Source organism: Salegentibacter salarius (assembly GCF_900168265.1).
Taxonomy (GTDB): domain Bacteria; phylum Bacteroidota; class Bacteroidia; order Flavobacteriales; family Flavobacteriaceae; genus Salegentibacter; species Salegentibacter salarius.
This window is the reverse complement of the sequence record NZ_FVZF01000007.1, coordinates 83,773-108,122: the sequence shown is the minus strand read 5'-3', so window position 1 is coordinate 108,122 and position 24,350 is coordinate 83,773. Positions and strand designations below refer to the sequence as shown.

Below are 24,350 nucleotides of genomic sequence, written 5' to 3'. Positions count from 1 at the left end.
GGTAGAGGTTTGCCTTTAATTTTGTGTTAAATGCGCGCTTAGCGAGGTTTTAAAGATATTAAGTATAATGCATTCCAATCCTAATTTCTTCAACTTAAAAAAGCCTGGAATATTCTATTTCACCAATTGCTCCAAAGTGTATTTAATTAGCTCATCTACCACTTTTTTAGGGTCTTTTGAGAAAGTTCCTGCAGCGCGATTGGCAATTATAGCATTCATAGAAAGTGCGTTATGACCCAGTAATTTAGATAAACCGTAAATGGCTGAAGTTTCCATTTCAAGATTAGTGAGCTTTTTATTATTAAAAGAAAATGAAGCCATTTTATCATTCATTTTATCATCCTGCAGCGCTAAGCGTAAAATTCTACCCTGGGGACCATAAAACCCAATATTTGTTCCTGTCACACCTTTATAAACGCCGGAACCTTCCATTACATTAATTAGGTTTTCACTGGCATCTACCACGTAAGGCGCTGCTTTTTGCTTAAACCAGTCTAAATGTTTGATGAATTCCTCAGCAAATTCTTTATTCTGAATATGCTCACTATCATAGAAATGTAAAAGTCCGTCAAAACCAATAGCACTTTCACTAATTAAGAAAGAATCTACCGGAATTTCCTCCTGAATAGAGCCGCTGGTGCCAATTCTAATAATATCCAGGCTTGTAGTTTCCTTTTTTAATTCCCGGGTTTTAAAATCTATGTTTACCAGGGCATCTAGCTCGTTTATTACAATGTCAATATTGTCAGGTCCTATTCCCGAAGAAATTACACTAATGCGTTTTCCCTTATAATATCCAGTTTGGGTATGAAATTCTCTTTTTCTTACCTTAAGTTCAACTTTATCAAAATGCCTGGTAATTCTTTCTACACGATCTGGATCGCCTACGGTAATAACCGTACTGGCAAGATGTTCTGGCAATAAGTTTAAATGGTAAACGCTACCATTGGGGTTTTGAATAAATTCTGAAGCTTTTATTGGCATATTATAGTTTTAAAACCTTGTGTGAATCTGAGTCGTATAAAAAATCGTAAATTTTTGCTCCTCCATAATACTCATCATTTATAAGATCCCGGTAAAAATTCTTCTTCTTCTCAAGAACATCGATACCATTTTGGGTTAGGATGAGCTTATCATTTTCCATAGTATAGAAAATCTTCAATTTGTCTAGCACTCTTTCCATCTGGGAATCGCTATATCCATAATAACCCTGATATTGTAAGGCATAACCCAACAACTGATTAATAGAGGTAATATTCTGATTTTCGACTAATTTAAGCACGTTTTTTTCCAGGGAATTAATTCCTGTTCTGCTATTGGGAAATCGCTCTATATGTGCCCTTATACAACTCGAGAGATATTCAAAATTGGATGTTTTCTTTATTTGTTTCTTGAGTTTCATAGGATCACTACCACAATAAAGTTCCCAAACCAAACTCGCTATTTCCAGATCTTCTTTTTTTAGCTCAATTTTATGCTTAAAATGGTTCAATAAGTTTTTTTCTGAAAGGCTGGAAAGCGGCAAAAATTCATCTTCCCCTTTAAGACGCTTGCTGCATACCAGGTAAAAAGGCACTTCCTGTTTATGCTCAAGGTAAAAACTTATAGCCGCCAGCATATTTATATGGCAAAATAGATCGAATTCAAACCAGAGTACAACGTGATCGTAATCCTTGGCTGCTTTTAATTTTTTAAGCTGAGAAACAAAGCGATCCTGATAATTTTCTGCAGAAATATCGTAAGCTTCCTTTAAAAAATTTTCACGCTGTTTAATGAATTGGGAAGATCCTACCTCTTTAGTACATGGGCCTTCGCATAGCAATTCTCGCCACACAATAATTTCACCCGGGAGATTAAGTCCTTCAACCTGTTCGGTCAAACTATCACCGTTTACAATATGTAAAGTCTTATTAGTCATAGGGAGAATTTAAAGTAGGTAGCTATTAACCACCTACTCGTTTTACGTTATATCCATCTTTTTTGAGAAGTTCCATAATTTTTTCACGATCGTCTCCCTGGATAATTATCTCACCATCTTTAGCTGAACCACCAACACCGCATTTTTTCTTCAGTTTCTTGCCCAGAATAACTAAATCATCATTAGTTCCCTGGAAACCTTTAATAATGGTCACGGTCTTTCCACCACGTCCTTTACTGCTAAAATGAGCTTCTAAGTACTGGTCTTCGGGAGCTAAAGTTTCATCGGTTTCTTGGTGCTCGTTTCCATCAAAATCATCATTTGTAGAAAAAACAAAACCACCCAAATCATCAAGTCCGAGTTTTTTCTTCGCCATAACTTATTTTTTTAGAAGTCCGATTTCTACCAAACGTTGATGTAGAAAATCACCGGCGGTAATATCTTCGTATTGTTTTGGGTTCTCTTCATCTATACATTCCTCTAAACAATCTAAACGCATTTCACTTCTAGGATGCATAAAGAAAGGGATAGAATATCTCGGCTTGTCCCATTGATCCTTCGGTGGGTTGATCACACGGTGAATGGTAGAGCGTAATTTATTGTTGGTATGTCTTTCTAACATATCTCCCACATTTATTACCAACTCATCTTCCTGCGGTACAGCATCAATCCATTCGCCATCTTTTCTTAAAACCTGTAAACCTCCTGTAGAAGCACCCATTAGTAAGGTGATAAGATTAATATCTCCGTGAGCACCTGCTCTAACCGCGCCTTTAGGCTCCTCGGTTATTGGAGGGTAGTGGATAGGTCTTAAGATACTATTTCCATTGCTGGCCCAATGATCAAAGTAATGCTCTTCCAGGCCAATGTATAAAGCTAAAGCTCTTAAAACATAAATACCGGTTTTTTCCAACATTCGGTAAGCTTCCATTCCAACCTTATTGAAGTCTTTCAGTTCAGCTACCTGTACGTTTTCAGGATATTCTTCGGTAAGATTTGCATCTGCTGCAGGTTCCTGCCCAAAGTGCCAGAATTCTTTAAGATCACCTTCCTTTTTACCTTTGGCGTGTTCCTTACCAAAGGAGATATATCCACGTTGCCCGGCAAGGCCTTCAATTTCGTATTTTTTCTTCACCTCTAATGGAAGATCGAAAAAAGTTTTTACTTCTTTATATAAATTTTCTTCCAGGTCAGTATCTAAGAAGTGGTTTTTTAAAGCTACAAAACCAATTTCCTCATAAGCCTTCCCAATTTCATCAACGAATTTTTGTTTTCGTTTTGGATCTCCAGAAATAAAATCAGCAAGATCTACGCTGGGAATATTATTCATCGCCATAATATGCTTTGTTTTTTGATAAATTAACACACAAAGTTAAATAAAAATACGGGAGCTGCCGAGGCTTTTTATATTTCTTAGCATTTATATTTTTGGTTACATTTGATAAACAAATATTGTTATGCAGCCAAATTCTTCAGTACAGTCACCTATAAAATTTGAGCGAGAAAATCTTTCTCCTGCTCAGTTATTAGATCTATATGTAGCTCTTTTAAAGCCTCGATTAATTGAGGAGAAAATGCTCATTTTACTCAGACAGGGAAAAATCTCAAAATGGTTTAGCGGAATAGGCCAGGAAGCTATTTCGGTAGGAGTGACAAAAGCATTAAATCCCAATGAATATATTCTACCAATGCACCGAAACCTGGGTGTGTTTACAACGAGAAATGTTCCTTTAAACCGACTTTTCTCCCAATGGCAGGGAAAGCAAAACGGCTTTACGAAAGGACGTGATAGGAGTTTTCACTTTGGAACCCAGGAATATAAAATTGTTGGCATGATCTCTCATTTGGGCCCTCAGTTGGGTGTAGCCGATGGTATTGCTCTGGCACATAAACTAAAGCAAGAAAATAAGCTTACCGCGGTATTTACCGGGGAAGGCGGCACCAGTGAAGGTGATTTTCACGAGGCGCTTAATATTGCTTCGGTTTGGGATTTACCGGTTATTTTTTGCATAGAAAATAACGGCTACGGGCTTTCAACACCTACCAACGAGCAATATCGCTGTAAAGATCTGGCCGATAGAGCGAAAGGATATGGAATGGAATCCCATATTATAGATGGAAATAATATTATCGAAGTTTACGCTAAGGTTTCTGAAATTGCTGAAAGTATAAGAGAAAATCCACGGCCCGTTTTATTAGAGTTTAAGACCTTTAGAATGCGTGGCCATGAAGAAGCAAGTGGCACTAAATACGTACCTGAAGAATTAATGGAATTCTGGGAGCAAAAAGATCCCGTAGAAAATTTTAGGCAATTTTTAAAGGATGAAAATATTCTTAGCGAAGATCAGGAAATTCATTTTAAGGATGAGATCAAGGCTGAAATAGACCTTAATTTAAAAGAAGCCAATGAAGAAACTCCTACAGAGTTTATTAAAACTAAAGAGTTAAATGATGTTTACCAGGAGTTTATATATCAGGAAGTTAATCCTGATACTAATACTGAAAATATTCGATTTATAGACGCTATTGCCCAGGCTGTAAAACAATCTATGCAACGGCATAATTCCCTGGTTTTAATGGGACAGGACATTGCAGAATATGGCGGCGTTTTTAAAATTACTGAAGGCCTTATATCGGAATTTGGTAAAGAAAGGGTAAGAAATACGCCTATATGTGAATCGGCCATTGTTGGAACGGCGATGGGACTTTCCATTAGTGGAATGAAGGCCATGGTAGAAATGCAGTTTGGGGATTTTGTGAGTTCCGGTTTTAATCCCATTGTAAATTACCTGGCTAAAAGCAACTATAGATGGAATCAAAATGCCGATGTGGTTATAAGAATGCCCTGCGGCGCCGGGGTAGGAGCAGGACCTTTTCATAGTCAAACAAATGAAGCCTGGTTTACTAAAGTTCCGGGATTAAAAGTTGTTTACCCAGCCTTTCCGTACGACGCTAAAGGTCTTTTAAACACCTCTTTTAATGATCCCAATCCAATCTTGTTTTTTGAGCACAAGGCATTGTATAGAAGTATTCGCCAGGAAGTTCCGGTAGACTATTATACCTTACCACTAGGTAAAGCTTCAATATTAAAGGAAGGGGAAAAACTTACAATTATCACTTATGGCGCCGGAGTTCACTGGGCATTGGACACCATTAATGAAATGGAGTTGCAAAATGTAGACTTAATTGATCTGCGCAGCCTTCAACCATTAGATAAAGAAGCTATAATAAATTCGGCTAAAAAAACAGGAAAGGTATTAATACTTACCGAAGATTCAACTTTTGGTAGTTTGGCTTCAGAAATTTCAGCAATTATTTCAGAGGAATGCTTTGAGTATTTAGATGCGCCGGTTATGCGTTTGGGCAGTGCTGAAACCCCAATTCCTTTTGCGGCAGCCCTTGAAGAGGGCTATCTTCCGAAGACAAAATTGAAAGAGAAAATACAGCAATTAATAGACTATTAATAATAAATAGCTGAAAAATTAATGATTTTAAGATTTCTTAACAGTCGCGCTGTTAAAGTATTAATAATCTTTTGTCTCGGTTCAAGACCTACTGTAATTTAGATCATAACTAATCAAAAAATCTAATATTATGATACGTTTAATCGTTATTTTCCTAATCATTGCTTTGGTAGCTGCCATCTTTGGATTTGGTGGAATTGCAGAAGGTTTTGCTGATATTGCTAAAATTATATTCTACATTTTCCTTGTACTATTGGTGATTTCTCTAGTAAGCCGATTATTCAGAAGATAAAACAAATTAAATTATAAAATAAAAATCCAATGTATTGCGCCAGATCATAATCGGCAAACATTGGGTTTTTGCGTATAACCCAAATAATTAACAATGAAAAAAATATTTATACTTGGCTTTGTAGCCGTACTTTTAGCGGCTTGTGGGCCAAGTAAAACCGCAAAAGAAGCCAGGAAGACCTTTAATGGAAACTGGACACTTACCAGTGTAACTTACCCTAACAGTTCTGGTGAGTTTGATGTAACCTTATTAAACGACGCGAATGCCTCTTGCTTTGAAAATAGTACCTGGAATTTCGTTTCCAACAATAATCGTGGTGCGTACTCCGTTCAGGGTACTAATTGCAGCCAGGGTCAGCGTTATTTTATCTGGTCTATAGACGAGGAAAATACTCCTGAGGGAATCTATGATTTCTTATTAAAACCAACTGATGAAGATTATAACTCAACTACAGGAAACCAGGGTTTCCGTATGAATTTGAAATCACTTTCAGAAAACCAGATGGTATGGGAGCAATCTGTAATGCTAGAAGGCTCTCCGTTTGTGATTAGAATGAATTTTTCTAAACTTTAAATAAATCAATTTACTATGAAGACTACTATAAATAGAATGTTTGCGGTACTTTTTGCGGCTACCTTACTTTTTGGTTGTGAAGCCACAAAAAATGCGAATAATAAACAAAAAGGAGCCGTTATTGGTTCAACCGGTGGAGCCGTTATTGGCGGTGTTGTTGGAAATAATACCGGCGATGGGAATACTGCACTTGGCGCCATTATTGGCGGAGTTGTAGGTGGTGCTGCCGGCGCTATAATTGGCGATAGAATGGATAAGCAAGCCAAGGAAATAGAGCAGGAAATTCCCGGTGCCGAAGTAGAACGAGTAGGGGAAGGGATTAATGTTACTTTTGATGAAAGTAGCGGTGTATATTTTGATACCGAGAAATACAACATCAATTTAAAATCTCAGGCTACACTAAATAAATTAGCCGATATTTTTAAAGAATATCCAGATTCTAACATTCTTGTAGAAGGTCATACCGACAACACAGGAAGTGAAACTTATAACCTTACCCTTTCTAAAAATAGAGCCCAGGCTGTAACCAATTATTTAACAAGCCAGGGATTAAGCAGTGGCAGGTTCAATACCAAATGGTATGGTGAATCTCAACCAAAATACGATAATTCAACTGCCGAAGGTCGTGCTAAGAACAGAAGAGTTGAATTAGCAATTGTTGCTAATGAAGAGATGAAAGAAGAAGCCAGAAGAAAGGCCGAAGAACAGAATTAGTATTTAAGTTCTCAAACAAGTATTAAATCCCGGAAATTTCCGGGATTTTTTTATGCTTTTATTTATCTTCAACCAATGGCAGATTTTCAAGTAATTATAGTGGGTGCAGGCCTGGCGGGTTTAACGGCTGCCATTCATCTTTCCCAAAAAGGAAAAAACGTCCTGGTTATTGAAAAAAAAGCCTATCCACGCCATAAGGTTTGCGGTGAATACCTATCTAACGAAGTCCTGCCTTATTTTAATTCACTTAATATTAATCTTGAAAAAGATTTGAAGCCGGTAAAAATTAATAACCTGCTTTACAGTACCCAAAATGCTAAATCTATTGAAACGCCTTTAAATCTTGGTGGCCTGGGATTAAGCCGCTATACTTTAGACCACTATCTTTTCAATAAAGCTGAAGAAAGCAGTGCTGAAACTATATTAGATTCTGTTGAAAATATCAACTTTAAAGATCATGAATTCAATCTAACGCTATCTTCCGGAAAAGAACTTACTGCAAATATTGTATTGGGCGCTTTTGGAAAAAGATCTAATCTGGATAAAAGCCTTAAACGTGATTTTATCCAGGAGAAATCTTCCTGGCTTGCCGTTAAAGGGCATTACGAGTTTCCTGATTTCCCAGAAAATCTGGTAGCACTCCATAACATTAAAGGAGGTTATTGCGGATTGTCAAAAACGGAAACGGGTGCTGTGAATGCCTGTTATATGGTTTCCTATAAGAGTTTTAAAAAGTATAAAAATACCGAAGATTTCAAAGAAAAAGTATTATTCCAGAATGCGTATTTAAAAGGTTTTTTTAAAAATGCAAAACCGATCTTTGAAAAAGATCTAAGTATCGCCCAAATTTCATTTCAGGAAAAATCCTCGATTAAAAATCATATTTTAATGCTGGGTGATGCTGCGGGACTAATTCATCCGCTTTGTGGTAATGGCATGGCAATGGCAATTCATAGTGGTAAAATCGCTTCGGAAGCAATTCTGAATAATTTCAAAGGAAAAAATATAGACCGAAAAAATCTTGAAAATGAATATCGGGAGAACTGGAATGCCAATTTCAGCAAAAGGTTGAAAACTGGCCGAATGCTTCAAACAATACTAATAAATCCAATTTTAGCGTCAACTTCACAAAATCTGGTAAAAAAATTTCCGTACTTGTTAGGGAAAATCATCAGTAAAACTCACGGGAAACCCATAATATGAGTATAAATACTTCAAAAAGAACCAACGCGGTTGAAATTATGGACGATTTTGACCTGAAAGGCCAGGAACTCGATAAGACGTTACGGGATCTTGACAATATCAATAAATGGCTGGGCGGAAATAAGATCACCTTAGATGCGGTTAAAGCGATTATTGAAGATCAACCAAAAACGAAAGAAATACATATTGCCGATGTTGGTTGTGGGAATGGCGCTGTACTAAGGGAAATTGCAAAATGGGGTAGAAAAAATGCTTATAAGATTAAACTTACCGGCATTGATGCAAATACTCACGCGATTGAGATTGGTAAAAAATTATCTTCAAATTACCCGGAAATAGATTTTTTAGCTTTAGATATCTTTAGTGAAGAATTCAAAGATTTTACTTGCGACATTATCTTATGTACCTTAACCCTGCATCATTTTAAAAATAAAGAGATCTTAGAATTATTAAAACTATTTAATCAGCAATCCAGAATAGGCGTGATTGTTAACGATTTGCATCGTTCTAAAGCAGCCTACAGGTTGTTCCAGGCATTTTGCGCGGTGTTTATCAATAATGAAATTGCTCGTAAAGACGGGCTTATCTCTATTTTACGCGGATTTAAGAAAGAAGAATTGAAAAGTTTTGCAGAAAAAATTCCTCAAACAAAACATCAAATTAACTGGAAGTGGGCATTTCGCTACCAGTGGATTATTCAGAAAGAAAAAATATGAATATAAAAATTGTAGGCGTTGAAAAAGAATTACCGGAATATTCCCGGGAAACCAAAGATATTCTTCCCCTGGTAGAAAACTGGCTTGAAGGTCAGGAAGATCGTTATCGCAGAAAAGTACTGAAGATCTTTGAAGGCGCTGCAGTAGATAAACGTTATTCTATTATGAAGCCCGAAGAGGTTTTTACGGCCACCTCCTTTGAAGACAAGAATAATATTTATGTGAGGGAAGTAAAGAAATTAGGCAAAAATGTACTTCAAAAAGCTTTACAGAAAAATGACTGGGAAGCAAATTCGGTAGATTTTATCATCACCGTAAGTTGTACCGGAATTATGATTCCTTCCCTGGATGCTTACCTTATCAATTCTTTAGAAATGAGACAGGATATTACACGCCTTCCAGTTACAGAAATGGGCTGTGCCGCTGGAATTTCAGGAATAATTTATGCCGCAAATTTTCTAAAAGCTAATCCCGGAAAACGTGCCGCGGTAATCGCGGTAGAAAGTCCTACTGCTACTTTCCAATTAGACGACTATTCTATGGCAAATATGGTAAGTGCCGCTATTTTTGGCGATGGCGCCGCTTGCGTTTTATTATCTTCTGAAAAAAATGCTCCAGGTCCTAAAATTTTAGGTGAGGAAATGTATCATTTTTACGAAGCTACGCATCTAATGGGTTTTGATCTCACCAACCATGGCCTTAAAATGATCTTAGACGAAAGCGTTCCACAAACCATAGCATCTCATTTCCCCGAAATTGTGCATCCATTTCTAAAAAAATTCAATTCTAATATTGAAAAGGTAGATCATCTTATCTTTCACCCTGGTGGAAAAAAAATTGTGCAAACAGTTGAAGATCTTTTTGGTAACTTAGGGAAGAATATAGATGATACCCGCGAGGTGCTGCGTCAATATGGGAATATGAGCAGCGCCACAGTGCTTTATGTACTGCAGGAATTTATGAAAAAACAGCCAAAACCTGGCGAACAGGGCTTAATGTTAAGTTTTGGACCCGGCTTTTCGGCACAAAGAATTTTATTGGAATGGTAACAGATTTTAAAGATCGCAATTATTGGGCAATTATTCTGGGCGGAAGTACAGGTCTTGGCTTTGCAACTGCTCGCAAGCTGGCGCACCACGGCATGAATATTATAATTATTCATAGAGACAGACGCGCTGATATTGCTGAAATAGAAGAAGCTTTTGAAGATATTAGAGAGCAAGATGTAAAATTTGAAAGTTTTAATGTTGATGCTACTAATGCTGAAAAAAGAATAAATCTCATTGAGGAAATTTCCAAAATACTTGGCAAAGAAGGCAAGATTCGAACTTTAGTGCATAGTATTTCTAAGGGAAACCTAAAACCAATGACAGGTGATGAACCTACTTTAGAAAATATAGATTTCCAGATCACAATAGATGCTATGGCCATTAGTCTGTACGATTGGACAAAAGCTATTTTTAAAGCTAATCTTTTTGCAAAGGATGCCAGGATTATTTCGTTTACTAGCGAAGGCAATAAAAAAGCCTGGGCCAATTACGCGGCGGTTTCAGCGGCAAAAGTTGCGCTGGAAGCTATAACCAGAAGTATTGCACTGGAATTCGCTTCTCACGGAATTAGGGCAAATTGTATTCAGGCGGGCGTTACCGTTACCCGCTCTTTCCAAATGATTCCCGGTAATGAAACCCTGAGAGTGCACGCTTTAAAGCATAATCCGTTTAAAAGGCTTACAGTTCCTAAAGATGTTGCGAATGTTGTCTATTTATTGAGTAAAGACGAAGCCAGTTGGATTACTGGAACCATTATTCCCGTTAATGGCGGGGAACATTTAAAATAAATACTGCGTGAATTATAAAAATATCCTCGAAAAACTGCCGTACACCAAACCATTTCTATTTGTAGATGAGTTGCTGAAAATCAACGAAAAATCTGCTGAAGGTCGCTATACCTTTCCGGTAGATTCATTTTTCTATAAAGGCCATTTTAAAAACAATCCCGTAACACCCGGCGTAATTTTAACCGAATGTATGGCGCAAATTGGTGTGGTTTCCCTGGGAATTTTCCTGCTTCAAGATCAGGTAAATGAATCAAAAGAAATTGAGCTTGCCTTAAGTTCTTCGGAAGTTGATTTTTACCTCCCGGTTTTTCCCGGAGAAACGGTAAAAGTAGTTTCAGAAAAGTTGTTCTTTAGATTCAATAAATTAAAATGTGAAGTAAGAATGTACGATAAAGCAGAGAAATTGATCTGTCGTGGAAAGATCGCCGGTATGATAAAGAGCAAATTAACTGAGGACGTTTCCAAACAAATTTAAATTAGAAATTTACTTTTAGTTTAGGGGCATCCCGATGCTTCGGGACGGAGTAATTAAATCTCGATTATCGAGTAAAACTGTTTAGAAAGCTTTTTTAATGAAAAAACGAGTAGTTGTAACAGGAATGGGAGTGGTTGCACCAAACGCAGTAGGTTTGGCCAATTTTGAAGATGCGATTCGGAAAGGAGAAAGCGGGATTAGATTTGAAGAAGAACTGGAACGTTTAAAGTTCAGTTGTCAAATTGCTGGGAAACCACAAATTTCAGAAGAAAAAATAGCTAAATATTTTACGCCCTTACAATTACGCGGACTTAATTCCAGCGGGATTGTGTATGGAGTAATTGCAGGAACCGATGCCTGGAATGATGCGGGACTTAAAATTGAAGAGAACGAACAACCAGATTGGGACAGCGGAGTCATTTTTGGCACCGGAATTTTAGGAGTTGATAAATTCCGGGAAGCTATTCATTTAATAGACGCCGGTAAAACTCGAAGATTAGGTAGCACCAGCGTGATGCAAACTATGGCTAGCGGGATTAGCGCTTATTTAGGCGGAATTTTAGGTTGCGGCAATCAGGTGACTACAAATTCGTCTGCTTGCACTACGGGTACCGAAGCGCTACTTATGGGTTTTGAAAGAATTGTCTCCGGGAAAGCGAAACGAATGCTGGTGGGCAGTTGCAGTGACCACGGTCCTTATGTGTGGGGCGGTTTTGATGCTATGCGTATCTTACCCTCAAAATATAATAAAAATCCCTCTGAAGCTTCCAGGCCAATGAGTGCATCAGCTGCAGGTTTTGTGCCGGGAAGTGGAGCAGGAGCACTGGTGCTGGAGGATTACGAATCGGCTAAAGCTAGAGGCGCAAAAATTTATTGTGAGGTTTTAGGAGGAGCTACAAATAGTGGTGGCCAACGTGGCGGTGGAAGTATGACAGCCGCCAATAGTGAAGCGGTAATTAGGTGTATTAAAGATGCTATTCAATTTTCAGGGATTTCAGCAGAAGAAATTGATTTGATTAATGGGCATCTTACTGCTACGACCAGGGATGCGCTGGAAATTGAAAATTGGAAAAAAGCCTTGAAAAATGATGATTTTCCGTATATAAATTCTTTAAAAGGAATGACGGGACATTGCCTGGCAGCTTCGGGAAGTATAGAATGTGTGGCCAGCGTGCTGCAAATAGATAAAAATTTTATCTTCGGAAATACGAATTGCGAAGATCTTAATCCTGAAATTTCAGCACTGATTTCCGAAGAAAAAGTTCCGCGTAAAACTTTGGAAAAACCTATCAATATCCTGGCAAAAGCCAGTTTTGGTTTTGGCGATGTAAATGCTGTGGCTATTTTTAAAAAGATACAAGATTAGCTTTCAAATAAAATTATTTATAAATGAAACCAGCATGATGCTGGACGCAAATAAGGCAATACACAGGAATAATTATAAACCTGTGACAAATTCACCCTTAAAAGCTTAACTCTTAAACAGATGAAAGAAAAAGAAATACTAGACTCCCTAAAAAAAATTGTAACTCCATATGTTCAAAGAAAAGAAGGCTTAGAAAATTTTAATGAAGAAACCGATTTCATTAAAGATCTGGAAGTAAATTCGGCCAACCTGGTGGATGTGATCTTAGATGTGGAAGACGAATTTGATATTGAAATAGACAACGATTCTATGAGTGGAATGTTGACTGTAGGCGATGCGAAAAACATCATTGAGCGTAAACTGGCTTCAGCGTGATAGGTAACGATGTTATAGACCTAAATTTAGCCCGTCTTCAAAGTAACTGGGAAAGGCGAGGCTATCTTCAGAAATTATTCACGGAAGAAGAGCAGGAGTTTATAAAGAAAAGTAATAATCAAGAATTAAATGTTTGGTTTTTATGGAGCATGAAAGAATCGGTCTATAAAGCTGTCCAACGACAATATAAACTACATCGGTTTTATGATCCGAAGCAATTTGTTTGTTCTCAGGTTCAATTAACTTCAGGAAAGGCGAGGGGCGAGGTTTCTTTTAAGGATGAAACTTTTAAAACAACTTCAGAATTATTCCCGGATAAAATTCTAAGTTATACTGTTAATTCCGAGTTTTCACACTTTTCAGAAGAAAAAAATGCCAGTTCCTTACTATTGCAGAAGGTTTCTGAACATTATCTTATTCCCTTAGATTCTCTTAACATTAGTAAAAACGGGCAGGGAATCCCATTTATAACTTATCATGGTGATAATCTGCAAATTCCATTTAGCCTTTCCCATCATGGAAATTATTCAGCCTATGCGCTCTCGTTAAATATGTCCTAAAACCTGATTTCGGCATTGTGAAAGCCTCACCTTATTTGTATCTTGAAACAACTAATTATAAAACGATTTTGATTATGAAGACTGTTGATAAGATGGAAGTGCTGCACAGCCAAAGTGCCGAATTTGTTCAAAAAGGTGAAACCGGTAAATTTTTAAAATTAATACCGGATACTTTTATTATAAAAGGTAAAGAAAAAGATGGCGTTTTTAACCAGGGTTATGCCATTAGACATATAAATAGACAGGATATTTTACTTATTGATGTAGTTGAAGAAACTACCAAAGATGCGGTAAAAAAACTGGTAAATGATGGCTATAAAATAAAAGGTATTTTAATTACCTGCGATCATATTTTAAAAGACGCCTACGCTGATTTAAAAACAATTTCTGAAGATGCCGGCGGCGCCCCAATCTTTGCACATCCACGCAATAATTTTAAAGACAGTTTTAAAACAAAAGATATCACCGAAAGAAAAGGTGTACTAAAAGACTTTGGTCTAAAAGTATTTGATCTTCCAGGAAATGGTGGAGCTTCGGTTATTATTTATTCTGAAGTTAATGACGGAATGTTATTCCCGGGCGAAGATGCTGAAGGTTCTCCATACGATTCTGATCTAAATACTTTTAAAAGACCAAAAATGGATAAATCTAACGACGATTTTGGTTTGGCTGGAAGCTGGAGCGCTTTTGATGAAGAATTCGCTTACTTATTCCCTAGAAAAGGAAAACCGGGCTTTAATATTGAAGAAGGTCAACAAACCGATATTTTAAATTCACTAAGTAAGAAATAAAAATATAACAAGCTGTTTCGAAAATAACCGGTAGAATATTTCACAACCAGGAGTTCAGAATATTCCAAAGGTTATTTTTCAAACGGCTTTTTAGAAAACTGCCATAAATAGGGAAGGAGTACCTTCTATATTTATGGCTTTTTTTTATCGCCTGTTTCAGCGCATTGAAGAGATGGCAAGCTTTTCAGTTTGTCATTTAAGATATAAGATATTGTTAAACCCACCTGCTTTCTATAGAAATTGTAATATTTTAAAGCTTAAAATTAACCAACTATGTCTAAACTAAACGTAACACAAAAATTAATTAAGGAGCATTTACTCAAGGGAGAAATGATTCCGGGAAAAGAAATTGGAATAAAAATAGATCAGGCTTTGCTTCAGGATGCTACAGGAACCCTGGTGCAACTGGAGTTGGAAGCTATGGGACTAGATAAAGCACAAACAGAAGTTGCTGTTCAGTACGTAGATCACAACTTGCTGCAAACCGATTTTAAAAATGCCGATGACCATTTGTTTTTACTTTCAGCCGCACAAAAATTCGGGCTCTGGTATAGTAGACCAGGAAATGGTGTAAGCCACCCTGTACATATGGAGCGCTTCGGTAAGCCGGGAAAAACCATGGTTGGTTCAGATAGTCACACCCCGGCGGCAGGTTCTTTAGGAATGCTCGCTATTGGTACCGGCGGACTTGATGTTGCGGCCGCAATTGCGGGTCAGCCTTATTTTGTAAAAATGCCTGAAGTATGGGGCGTAAAACTTACCGGGAATTTACCAGATTGGGTAAGTGCTAAAGATGTAATACTTGAAATGTTACGCCGCCACGATGTAAAAGGCGGAGTTGGAAAAGTAATAGAATATTATGGTGATGGCCTTAAAAACTTAAGCGCTATGGATCGCCACGTGATTGCCAATATGGGTGCTGAACTTGGTGCTACCACCACTGTGTTCCCTAGTGATGAAGAAACAAAAAGATTTCTAAAATCCCAGAAAAGAGAGGATGACTGGAGAGAATTAGTAGCGGATGAAGGCTGTGAATACGATCTTCATGAAGAAATTGTTTTAGATGATCTTGTTCCCCTTATCGCACTGCCAACCAGCCCCGGGAACGTTGTACCGGTAAGTGAAGTTGCAGGTAAGCCCATTAGCCAGGTGGTTATTGGTTCTTCAGCAAATCCGGGATTAAGAGATTTCTGGATGGCAGGAGCTATTGTTGAAGATAAAGCGGTGAGTAGTGACGTATCTTTTGACGTTAATCCAACCTCAAGACAAATAATTCAAAATATGATAGATAACCGGGCTTTTGCTAACTTAATAAAGGCAGGAGCACGTTTTCACCAATCTGGCTGTATGGGTTGTATAGGTATGGGACAGGCACCGGCATCTGGCACTATTAGTTTACGTACTATGCCAAGAAATTTCCCGGACCGTTCCGGAACCAAGGACGACCAGGTTCACTTATGTAGCCCGGAAACTGCTGCAGCTTCGGCTTTAACGGGAAAAATAACAGATCCACGAGATCTGGAGAAACTTTACGATATGAAATATCCGAAGTTTGAATATCCTGAATTCCATATTATTAAAGACGATATGTTAGTAGCTCCGCCAGAAGACGGTTCTAAAGTTGAACTTCAAAAAGGGCCTAACATTAAATCGCTTCCATATATTGAACCTATGCAAGATCATTACAGTGTTCCTGTAATGCTAAAAATGGGAGATAATATTTCTACTGATGAGATTCTGAAAGCAGGAGCAGAGGTGTTGCCTTTTAGAAGTAACCTGCCGGAAATAAGTAAATTCTCTTACACGGTAATTGACGAAACCTTCTATGATCGTGCAATGAAAGCTAAAGGAGAACATGGTGGGCATATAGTTGTGGCAAAAGATAATTATGCACAAGGTTCCAGTAGGGAACACGCTGCTATTGCACCAAAATATTTAGGCCAGGTGGCGGTGATTGCCAACAGCTATGCAAGGATTGCATGGCAAAACCTGGTAAACTTTGGAATTCTTCCCTTAGAGTTCATCGATATTAAAGATTTTGAAAAAATAGAACAGGACGATCAGGTGATCTTCAAAAATCTTAGAGAGAATATTAAAAACCGAAAAAACATTAAGGTGATTGTAAAAAAGGCCAATGGTGACAAATTAGAGTTTGAGACCAAGCATAGTATGAGCGATAGGCAAATTAATATCTTAATGAAAGGCGGAATAATTAACGAATTTAAAGAGCGTATTGAAGCTAATGAGCTTGGTGAAGGCCAGGCTAAGGATGCCGAAGAAAGCGAAACAAAATAAACTTCGTAATATTGCTATAAACAAAAAACCCTGATGTTGATCCATCAGGGTTTTTTATGCATTAAAACGAAAATACTTCTTAATTAGAATGTGTTCTCATCTGGCTTTTCTTCTTGGCCAATTGCTTATCAAGATCTTTAACTGATTCTGCCGTGGCTGATTCAAAAGAATCTTTATTAGATTCTGCAAAAATTTGAGGGCCAGGAACGCTTAATTTAATATTACAAATGAATCCGTTTGGATCCTGTGCTTCTTCCTTTTTAAAATAAACCTGGGCTTTAACGATAAAATCGTATTTCACTTCCAGTTTATCTAATTTTTTCTGTGCGAATTCCTGTAGGGCCTCGCTTTTTTCGAGTTTTACAAATTGATATATTGCTTCCATAAATAATTTTATTTTGTACCTCCAAGAAACCTATTATTAAATGATTATACAAACAATTAAGTGATTCTTAGCAAAGGTTTAAGATTAATTTTTAGTAACAGGTTCGTGAAAAATGAAACAGGGCAGCACTAATTATTTATCAAAGCTTTGAGCTCCAAAGCTTCGAAATTAGAATTTAAACTTCTTTTAAGAACATACTCAATTTAAAGATTGTAACTTTATTTAATACACTGATAATAAAACTAATGAAAGGCTTCATATTTAATTTAATTCTTATAATATCATTATTTGTATTCCAGGGCTGCGGTAGCAGTATGAATTCAGCTAAGGTTACTAAAACGAAACAATTAGTTGATAGTCGAAAATTTGAAATACAACATGAATGGGTAAATCCGATGTCTGGAAATCGAATTAACCTAATTGGAAATCCTAATTTTATAAGATTCAAAAAGGATTCAGTGAATTTGTTTCTACCATTTTTTGGAGAACGTTTTGCCGGTGGCGGATACAATGGTGAAGGAGGTATAATTTATAATGGTCCATTAAAAGATCTCGAAGTAAATAGTGATAAGAAAGATGCACAAATCATTAAATTTTCTACCAACCAGGAAACTGAAGACTTGAATTTTACTATTACGGTTTATCCTGAAGGAGATGTAAATACCCGGGTTAATAGTAGTCATAGATCATTTATTTCTTACCAGGGCAAAATAGGTAAGCTTAAAGAAAAAGAGTGAATAATAAAACATAGACAGAAATAAAAGAATTCTTCAGTATGAATTATTCTATTTTACATAATATAAATTATAGTGCAAATATTAATATCTTTTATTTTAAAGCTCATGTTATTTAAGACAGTGCATTTTGAGCTTTAGTTGTCAATAAAGGCCTTATTTAACAGCAAATTAAAATTATATGGATTTGGTTTTTATAATTTAGTTAGACTAACCAAACAAACTAAAAATGAGAAGTATGAGAATTTATGTTATGATTTTAGCCCTGGTGTCTATTGGGCTAACCAGTTGTAATGATGGTTCTACTAAAGAACTGGCTCAGCAACAGGAAGAATTGAAAAAACAAAATGACAGCATAATTGGTACGCACGAAAGGCTTACTGCGAAAAATAACGAGCTTAAAACAGCACACAACCAGGTTTCGCAGCAATTACGTGGATTGGAAAAACTGGAAGATTCTACACAATTGGAGAAACTTACCAGTATTGAAGCCAAAATTAGAGACCACGGAGCTATGCTGGCTTCGCATAGAGAAATGATTGAGTCCCATAATGAGCTTGGTCAAAATTTTGGAGAATTGTCTAGTGATGCAAAAAAGACGCAACTTTCTGAAATGCAAAAAACTCACGACCGTATAATGAGTGAGCAGAAAGAAATGAAGTCTGAGCACGATAATATAGAAAAACAGCACCAGGCTATAAAAGATATGATTGCTAAATCTACTTCAGAAGATGAATCAGAAGGCTAAATCTGAATCTGTTTAAAGTTTAGAAGAAATGGCTATCTAACTTATATTAGGTAGCCATTTTTTTATCCTATTTTAATGAGGTATAAAATTTTTTCTTTAAAAGCTCCAGTTTAGGACTTATAAAATTTTGACAAAAAGGTTTATCGGGTCCTTTTAAATAATAATTCTGAATTTCTTCACGAGAACTTTTAAAAGAAATGAAGGGCAATACTTTGGTAATAATTTCTTTTTCGAAATCTGGTTTCAAATTCTTTAAGGTTTCCAAAGCTTCAATTTTATCGTTTTCGTCAAAGTAATAAATAGCAGATCTATATTTATTACGCATACTGTGGTTTGAAGTACTTTGGTGTGTATGTAAATGAATTTCAATTAAACTTTCCAGGGAAATTTTATCACGATCGTAATGAACAATTACACCCTCAGAATAATCGAAATGGTTAGCCTTAGATGCAACATAACCCTGTTCTACCTTTACTACACCTACAATTTTTTGAAAAATAGCTTCGGTACACCAATGGCAACCTCCCCCAAAAGCTATTTTCTTAAGTGTTGCATCCATGTTCTCTAATGATTAACTTACTTCTTCAAACCCTGGATTAATCCAAAAGCAGCACGTTCGCCAGAAAGCATCGCTGCATTCTGAGAAGAATTTAGAAGCTGATCTCCGGCCAGGAATATGGTATCGGTTAATTGGGTTTCGGTGGGATCTATTTCGTAATGTAGGGGACTAATTTTTGGAAGCGCTTTTTTAATAAAATAGTGTTTTAAAAATCGAGCGTCCCCTACTCTACAGTAATTCTTTAAATCTTCCTCCACTTTTTTTAGTAATTCAGCCTCAGATAAATCGGTTTGTTTTACTACGGTAACTGAAAGTAATTCCTTTTCCCCATGAGATTCTGTTGCTACGCTGGTATGATAAAAGATGTTATTGATCATAGCATCTTTATCTGAAATTAAACCAATTATTGGCTTTTCTATAGTTCGCTTTTCGGTTTCAAAATAAAAACTATGGCAGGATTTCCATTGTGTTTCCTGGTTCTTCAAATTACTTACCAGGGCACTGGCTTCAGTAGCAATTATGGTTGCATTTGTAGGGATAACTTCTTGGTTCTCCAATATAATTTCGCCTTCTTTTACTTGTTTTACAGGAGTATTAAGGTGGATTTTAGTATTCTTTAATTGTCTCGCCAGGTTTTTAGAAATCTCTCCCATTCCTTTCTTCGGAATTACCGCCAGACCTTCTCCAAACATTTTAAAAACAAATTCAAACATTCTACTGGAGGTTTCTAAATTAGGTTCAAGATAGATTCCGCTAAAAAAAGGCTTAAAAAATTTACTGATAATTTCTTCGGAAAAACCTTTCTCCTGAAGATATGCTAAAGTGGTAGTTTCCTTTCTTTCGAAAATATCGTTAACCGATAGCTTTTTAAGATCGGTATAAAGACTTAAGATCTTCAATTTATCTGAAAAGGTGCCAATGCCTGAGAAAATTGTAGGCATAATTAAAGATGAAGCCCGCAATGGATCTCCAATTGTTTTAAGCTTGGCATTTTCATAAATAACTGCGCCCGGTAATAACTCCTGTAATTCTAAAGATTGATAATCTAGATACTGCAATGCTTTTGGATAAGCACTAAGTAAAACCTGGAAACCCCGGTCTAATTGGTAGCCTTCTACCAAATCGGTTTTAATTCGTCCTCCAACACTATCTGAAGCCTCATATATTTCTGGAGCGTACCCGTGATCTTCCAGCACTTTAGCAGCGATAAGTCCGCTAAGTCCGGCACCTACAATTTTTATTTTATATTCAGATTTCTCCATATTTCGTCTTTATTTTATCAAAAATACAGCTTTTAAAAAAGACCTGAGAATTTACAAATGTTAAGGCAGGACTAAGATTTAGCTTCTATCAATTTCATTATTAAAACTAAACTAACAAGGTATAAGCAAGCCTCAAGCAACCAAATCTTAAATATCGAAGAAATAAAAAACCCACAGTTTGAAAGCTGTGGGTCTCATATAAATTATAAAGTTATTCTTAAGCAGTTTGTAGCTCAAGATCTTTTTTCGATTTTCTATATAGAAAAGAATTATAAATATTTCTTTTGGCAAATCTTACCTGCTTATCTGAACTTATGAATTTGATAAAAAGTTTTTTGTTTACTCCAAAATACTCGTAGGTAGTACCGTTAGTAAAAGATATTTCCAGGAGGTTCCCTTTATGCTGATAGTCGGCAATTCCCGCTTCGCTTATTGTTCTGTTATATTCCTCGAGGTTAGCTTCTATAGTTTGCGGGGCAATACTTACTAAAAAGTGGTAACCATCAATAATTTCTTTACTTTTTACTTCAGCTTCGGCGTGCTTTTCATCGGTTTCTCTAAATTTATCGGGATGCCATTCTTTAACCAGGTTTCGGTAAGTGCTTTTAAGTTGTTTAAGATCTATCTCTTTTTCAACATTAAAGAGCTTTTTATATTGATTTACACGCTTCATTACTATTAATTTTAAATAAGCGGCAAAACTACTTCTTTTTATTGGATAGTAGACTGGTTATTTTCAAGGTATTTTTTCAATATAATTAGAGGTTCTGGATATAGATCCAATCTAGCAACTCATAGGTAATTATGCCAGAAATAATAGCGACTAGCAGTTTTATCCAATTAAGCTTAATCCAAATTATAACTTTTTTCATCAAACCACCCTCCTGATTTTTCTCAAATCCAATCCTCAAAGGTATTCTGAATTCTTGAATAAATTTTACGGGAATCCACATTCCTAAAGCGAATCCAGATACAATTGCTCTACCTTGGTCCTGGCCCAGGGTGTTTTTCGTAAAAATTTTAAACTGGATTTAATAGATGGATCCTGAGTAAAACATTTTATATTTATTCTTTTACCCATTTCTTCCCAACCATAACGGTTTACCAGAAATTCAAGAATATCGGCAAGCTTTACGCCGTGAAGCGGATTATTTGGTTGCTGGCTTTTCATATTCAAATGTTCTTCAGAAGAAAATTATAAAATAAGGCTTAAACATATCGCACTCTTACTTTTTTCTTTTTTAGCCTAGAATTATTGAGCAAGCCAATAAGTTCTTCAGCTCTTTTCTCGGGAACGGCTACAAATGCGCAATCTTGCTTAAGTTCAATAAGGCCTAATTCATCTTTTTTGAGATTTCCTTGCTTAAGAAAAAGTCCGGCGATATCTCCTTTTGAAATTTTATCTTTTCTTCCTCCAGAAATAAAAAGAGTAGTTTTTTCAACATTGTCCTCATTGCTTTTTGATTCCTGAATTTTATAATCATTGGTTTCAATAAAATCTGGAAGCTTTTTTCTTTCAGAAAGCACATAGGCAATACCTTCCTGATGCATTCTGGCGGTACGGCCGTTTCTATGCGTAAATTCTGAAGCTTTAAAAGGTAATTGGTAATGAATTATAAAATCAATTTCTGGTACATCTATACCTCGTGCTGCAAGATCTGTAGCGATAAGCAACCTATGAGTCCCATTTCTGAACTTGATAAGAGATCTTTCCCTATCTTTTTGCTCCATTCCTCCCGAAAATATACCGTGTTCTATTCGGTTTTTATTCAGAAAATCACTCACTTCGGCAATGCTATCCTTATAATTGCAAAAAATAATTCCCGAACCTTTAGCTTTCCCCGATAGCAAATTAACCAGGCTTTCCAGTTTCTTTTTAGGATTTACATCAATGGTTTTAACTTCTAAAGAAGGTTGTTCTCCTTTTAAATAATTAATACTCTTAGGATTGCTTAAACCAACAAACCCAGGCACCTCGATATTTTGTGTAGCCGACGTAAGAATACGTTTTTCCAATCCTGAAAGTGCTGCTATAATTTCTTTCATTTCATTCTCAAAACCGACTTCTAAAGATTTATCAAATTCGTCTAAAACAAGAGTTTTGATGTATTTTGTAGCAAAGGTTTCTCTTCTAAAATGATCGGCAATTCTTCCCGGGGTGCCAATTAATATTGCCGGGGCGTGTTGTAGTTCTAATTTATCTTTAGAAAAAGCCCTTCCGCCATACACTGCATTCGCTTTAAAGCCAGCTCCCATTTCCCTGGTAACTTGCTCTATTTGAATAGCCAGTTCTCTTGAAGGAACTAAAATTACAGCCTGCACCTCTGCTAAATCTGGATCTAAATCTTCCAGCAAGGGTAATAAAAATGCTAATGTTTTTCCGGATCCGGTAGGTGATAGTAAAACCGTATTTTGGTTTTCTACAATTGTTTTATAAGCTTCTTGCTGCATAGCATTAAGCTGAGAAATCTCCAATTTGTTAAGGATTTCCTGTAAATTCTTAGTTTGCATGTATTTGAGAATAATAAAGTCTTATATCGACTTTAAAGGGAAGCACCCGTTTAGGCGATAAAATAATGTGAATTTCTTTAGGGTAAGGTAAGATCAAGTTGAAATTTAAAAACTGACAAGAGTCTGTTCTGTTTAATGTTCACCTGTAAAAAAAGAAAGGTTCAGCAATAACATATTACCGAACCTTGTATGAGATTAGCGAATTATTGCTGTTTTACACGAACAGCATTCATTCCTTTCATTCCTCGTTCCAGTTCAAAACTTACCTTATCGTTTTCATCGATCTCATCGATCAAACCGGTAACGTGAACAAAATATTTTTCGTTATTTTCTGAATCGATAATAAATCCAAAACCTTTAGAATGATCAAAAAAGGAAACTTTTCCTTTTCTCACTGGATCTTCCTCTGGCATGTCTTCTTTTTTCGGAACGCCAATTTCTATACTTTCGGCTTCAACTTCAACTTTTTGAGAAGGATCCGGTGGAGTATCTGTAAGATTCCCATCAGCATCTACATACGCGATCATATCTTCAAAGTTACCTCCTTTGTTAGAATTCTCCTTGCGCTCCTGCTTCTTAAGCTCCTTTTCTTTTCTTTTTTTTATTTTCTTTTTTTCTTTTTCAGTCTTACTGAATGTCTGCTGCGATTTGCCCATTCGTTATGTTTAGTTAATAATTAGGTGAGTAAGCTTGGAATTACCTGAAGAGATTCCTGGTAGTGATAAGGCATCTATCTATCTTCAATGAAAGTAAAGAATCCCTATAAGGATACCGCTTAAACTTCTACAAAGATAAGTGATAGAAATTAAATTACTTAATTTGAAGGGGATAAATAATTTATGATTTCGCAGATTGCCCTTTTCTCCTATTTTTTACGTTTCTTTTTATCCCACCAAACGTATAATATAAAAATAGCCAAACTAACTAAGGATCCCCATAGAAGCCCAGTTTTTAAACCATCTGTACTCTTTCCTATAATTGCTATAAAGATAGTTAGTGGGGCAATACCTACAAGCGTGGCTCCAATAAACCGCCAGTAACCCATTTTAAGAATTCCCCCCACAAAACTTATGGCATCATTAGAAAGAAACGGATTTATCCGGGTTACAATAACTGCCCAAAAGCCGTAATCTTCAATAAAATCCTCAATTTTAATTTTGTTTGAAGGCCCAATCAATTTCTCCACGATCACAGGACCAAAGTAGCGCCCAATAAAGTAACCTACGCTTGAAGCTGTGAAGATAGCGGCAAAAATGATTAGGCTTCCAAAAATAGGTCCGTAAGCCAAAATGGAAACTACCATTAATGCTACCGATGGGATCACAATTAAAAACATTTGCGCAACCATAGCCAGGATAAGCATAGTTGGCCCCATCCATCCAAAATCTGAAACCCATTTAGTGATTCTTTCCTCGTCATTGCTGGTTAGTACAGCCCAGGCTTCAGTAAAAAATTCCCGAACACCGGGAACAAAAAAATAAGCTGCAACCAGAGCAGCTATAATAATTCCTGATACAATTAGCGGGGCTTTACTTTTCTTTACTGAAGTAGTTTCTACAGATTCAGCCATAA

At 36.5% G+C, this 24,350-nt stretch carries 28 protein-coding genes; 16 read left to right on the top strand and 12 right to left on the bottom strand.

All coding sequences use genetic code 11. The features are described from left to right. Positions 1-114: 114 nt before the first annotated feature. From B5440_RS06055 to B5440_RS06040, 4 genes are read right to left on the bottom strand one after another with little or no spacing between them, the layout of a single operon-like run. Positions 115-984, bottom strand: a complete 870-nt coding sequence (locus B5440_RS06055; protein ID WP_070055246.1) for a nucleoside phosphorylase — start codon at positions 982-984, stop codon at positions 115-117. Position 985: 1 nt separating this feature from the next. Further along, positions 986-1,918: a DUF1835 domain-containing protein gene (locus tag B5440_RS06050; protein ID WP_070055247.1), complete on the bottom strand. Its 933-nt coding sequence runs from the start codon at positions 1,916-1,918 to the stop codon at positions 986-988. Positions 1,919-1,943: 25 nt separating this feature from the next. Next, complete coding sequence (locus B5440_RS06045; RefSeq protein ID WP_070055248.1) at positions 1,944-2,294, bottom strand: translation initiation factor; 351 nt, start codon at positions 2,292-2,294, stop codon at positions 1,944-1,946. Positions 2,295-2,297: 3 nt separating this feature from the next. Then, a complete protein-coding gene (locus tag B5440_RS06040) occupies positions 2,298-3,248 on the bottom strand; it encodes an isopenicillin N synthase family dioxygenase (RefSeq protein ID WP_070055334.1) in 951 nt (316 codons plus the stop codon). A 127-nt stretch (positions 3,249-3,375) separates the two neighbouring features. Between B5440_RS06040 and B5440_RS06035 the strand changes: the two genes are divergently transcribed. The 14 genes from B5440_RS06035 (at position 3,376) to B5440_RS05970 (ending at position 16,579) form a co-directional block, all read left to right on the top strand. Next, a complete protein-coding gene (locus B5440_RS06035) occupies positions 3,376-5,382 on the top strand; it encodes an alpha-ketoacid dehydrogenase subunit alpha/beta (protein ID WP_070055249.1) in 2,007 nt (668 codons plus the stop codon). Between the two features lie 130 nt (positions 5,383-5,512). Continuing rightward, positions 5,513-5,674, top strand: coding sequence for a DUF1328 domain-containing protein (locus B5440_RS06030; RefSeq protein WP_070055250.1), 162 nt, complete (start codon positions 5,513-5,515; stop codon positions 5,672-5,674). 93 nt (positions 5,675-5,767) lie between these two features. Continuing rightward, positions 5,768-6,247, top strand: coding sequence for a lipocalin family protein (locus B5440_RS06025; protein ID WP_070055251.1), 480 nt, complete (start codon positions 5,768-5,770; stop codon positions 6,245-6,247). Positions 6,248-6,262: 15 nt separating this feature from the next. After that, positions 6,263-6,961 carry a YiaD family glycine zipper/OmpA-like lipoprotein gene (locus tag B5440_RS06020; protein WP_070055252.1) on the top strand — a complete coding sequence of 233 codons (699 nt, stop codon included), beginning with the start codon at positions 6,263-6,265 and terminating at the stop codon, positions 6,959-6,961. A gap of 75 nt (positions 6,962-7,036) precedes the next feature. Then, positions 7,037-8,164, top strand: coding sequence for an NAD(P)/FAD-dependent oxidoreductase (locus B5440_RS06015; RefSeq protein ID WP_070055253.1), 1,128 nt, complete (start codon positions 7,037-7,039; stop codon positions 8,162-8,164). Continuing rightward, positions 8,161-8,880 carry a methyltransferase domain-containing protein gene (locus B5440_RS06010; protein WP_070055254.1) on the top strand — a complete coding sequence of 240 codons (720 nt, stop codon included), beginning with the start codon at positions 8,161-8,163 and terminating at the stop codon, positions 8,878-8,880. The genes B5440_RS06015 and B5440_RS06010 overlap by 4 nt, the downstream gene beginning before the upstream one ends. After that, positions 8,877-9,929: a type III polyketide synthase gene (locus B5440_RS06005; RefSeq protein WP_070055335.1), complete on the top strand. Its 1,053-nt coding sequence runs from the start codon at positions 8,877-8,879 to the stop codon at positions 9,927-9,929. The genes B5440_RS06010 and B5440_RS06005 overlap by 4 nt, the downstream gene beginning before the upstream one ends. Next, the gene (locus B5440_RS06000; RefSeq protein ID WP_070055255.1) at positions 9,923-10,717 is read left to right on the top strand and encodes an enoyl-ACP reductase FabI; all 795 of its coding nucleotides are present in this window, start codon (positions 9,923-9,925) and stop codon (positions 10,715-10,717) included. The genes B5440_RS06005 and B5440_RS06000 overlap by 7 nt, the downstream gene beginning before the upstream one ends. 7 nt (positions 10,718-10,724) lie before the next feature. Continuing rightward, positions 10,725-11,192, top strand: a complete 468-nt coding sequence (locus B5440_RS05995; protein WP_070055256.1) for a 3-hydroxyacyl-ACP dehydratase FabZ family protein — start codon at positions 10,725-10,727, stop codon at positions 11,190-11,192. Between the two features lie 97 nt (positions 11,193-11,289). Next, entirely contained in the window at positions 11,290-12,558 is a 1,269-nt protein-coding gene (locus B5440_RS05990; protein ID WP_070055257.1) for a beta-ketoacyl-[acyl-carrier-protein] synthase family protein, read from the top strand. Between the two features lie 120 nt (positions 12,559-12,678). Beyond that, on the top strand, positions 12,679-12,933 hold the full coding sequence (locus tag B5440_RS05985) for an acyl carrier protein (RefSeq protein WP_070055258.1): 255 nt from the start codon (positions 12,679-12,681) through the stop codon (positions 12,931-12,933). Next, complete coding sequence (locus tag B5440_RS05980; RefSeq protein WP_070055259.1) at positions 12,930-13,493, top strand: 4'-phosphopantetheinyl transferase family protein; 564 nt, start codon at positions 12,930-12,932, stop codon at positions 13,491-13,493. Before B5440_RS05985 ends, B5440_RS05980 begins: the two co-directional genes overlap by 4 nt. Positions 13,494-13,567: 74 nt before the next feature. Next, positions 13,568-14,284, top strand: a complete 717-nt coding sequence (locus B5440_RS05975) for an MBL fold metallo-hydrolase (protein ID WP_070055260.1) — start codon at positions 13,568-13,570, stop codon at positions 14,282-14,284. A 273-nt stretch (positions 14,285-14,557) separates the two neighbouring features. Beyond that, entirely contained in the window at positions 14,558-16,579 is a 2,022-nt protein-coding gene (locus B5440_RS05970) for an aconitate hydratase (protein WP_070055261.1), read from the top strand. 79 nt (positions 16,580-16,658) lie between these two features. Here the strand turns inward: B5440_RS05970 and hpf are convergent, their stop codons facing one another. Beyond that, positions 16,659-16,964 carry a ribosome hibernation-promoting factor, HPF/YfiA family gene (gene hpf / locus B5440_RS05965; RefSeq protein ID WP_070055262.1) on the bottom strand — a complete coding sequence of 102 codons (306 nt, stop codon included), beginning with the start codon at positions 16,962-16,964 and terminating at the stop codon, positions 16,659-16,661. Positions 16,965-17,209: 245 nt separating this feature from the next. On the opposite strand from hpf, the gene B5440_RS05960 reads away from it, so the two are divergent. After that, on the top strand, positions 17,210-17,701 hold the full coding sequence (locus B5440_RS05960) for a DUF4251 domain-containing protein (RefSeq protein WP_079711085.1): 492 nt from the start codon (positions 17,210-17,212) through the stop codon (positions 17,699-17,701). Between the two features lie 235 nt (positions 17,702-17,936). After that, positions 17,937-18,446: a hypothetical protein gene (locus tag B5440_RS05955; protein WP_141728147.1), complete on the top strand. Its 510-nt coding sequence runs from the start codon at positions 17,937-17,939 to the stop codon at positions 18,444-18,446. A 67-nt stretch (positions 18,447-18,513) separates the two neighbouring features. Here the strand turns inward: B5440_RS05955 and B5440_RS05950 are convergent, their stop codons facing one another. From B5440_RS05950 to B5440_RS05915, 7 genes are all read right to left on the bottom strand, one after another. After that, positions 18,514-19,005, bottom strand: coding sequence for a peptide-methionine (S)-S-oxide reductase (locus B5440_RS05950; protein WP_070055265.1), 492 nt, complete (start codon positions 19,003-19,005; stop codon positions 18,514-18,516). 17 nt (positions 19,006-19,022) lie between these two features. Next, the gene (locus B5440_RS05945) at positions 19,023-20,267 is read right to left on the bottom strand and encodes an NAD(P)/FAD-dependent oxidoreductase (RefSeq protein ID WP_070055266.1); all 1,245 of its coding nucleotides are present in this window, start codon (positions 20,265-20,267) and stop codon (positions 19,023-19,025) included. Between the two features lie 217 nt (positions 20,268-20,484). Beyond that, the gene (locus tag B5440_RS05940; protein ID WP_070055267.1) at positions 20,485-20,940 is read right to left on the bottom strand and encodes a KTSC domain-containing protein; all 456 of its coding nucleotides are present in this window, start codon (positions 20,938-20,940) and stop codon (positions 20,485-20,487) included. Positions 20,941-21,222: 282 nt separating this feature from the next. Continuing rightward, positions 21,223-21,438, bottom strand: a complete 216-nt coding sequence (locus B5440_RS05930) for a VF530 family protein (protein ID WP_070055269.1) — start codon at positions 21,436-21,438, stop codon at positions 21,223-21,225. A 38-nt stretch (positions 21,439-21,476) separates the two neighbouring features. Next, a complete protein-coding gene (locus B5440_RS05925) occupies positions 21,477-22,778 on the bottom strand; it encodes a DEAD/DEAH box helicase (RefSeq protein WP_070055270.1) in 1,302 nt (433 codons plus the stop codon). 203 nt (positions 22,779-22,981) lie between these two features. Next, positions 22,982-23,434 carry a cold-shock protein gene (locus B5440_RS05920; RefSeq protein WP_070055271.1) on the bottom strand — a complete coding sequence of 151 codons (453 nt, stop codon included), beginning with the start codon at positions 23,432-23,434 and terminating at the stop codon, positions 22,982-22,984. A 209-nt stretch (positions 23,435-23,643) separates the two neighbouring features. Next, a complete protein-coding gene (locus B5440_RS05915) occupies positions 23,644-24,348 on the bottom strand; it encodes a TVP38/TMEM64 family protein (protein ID WP_070055272.1) in 705 nt (234 codons plus the stop codon). Positions 24,349-24,350: the final 2 nt, after the last annotated feature.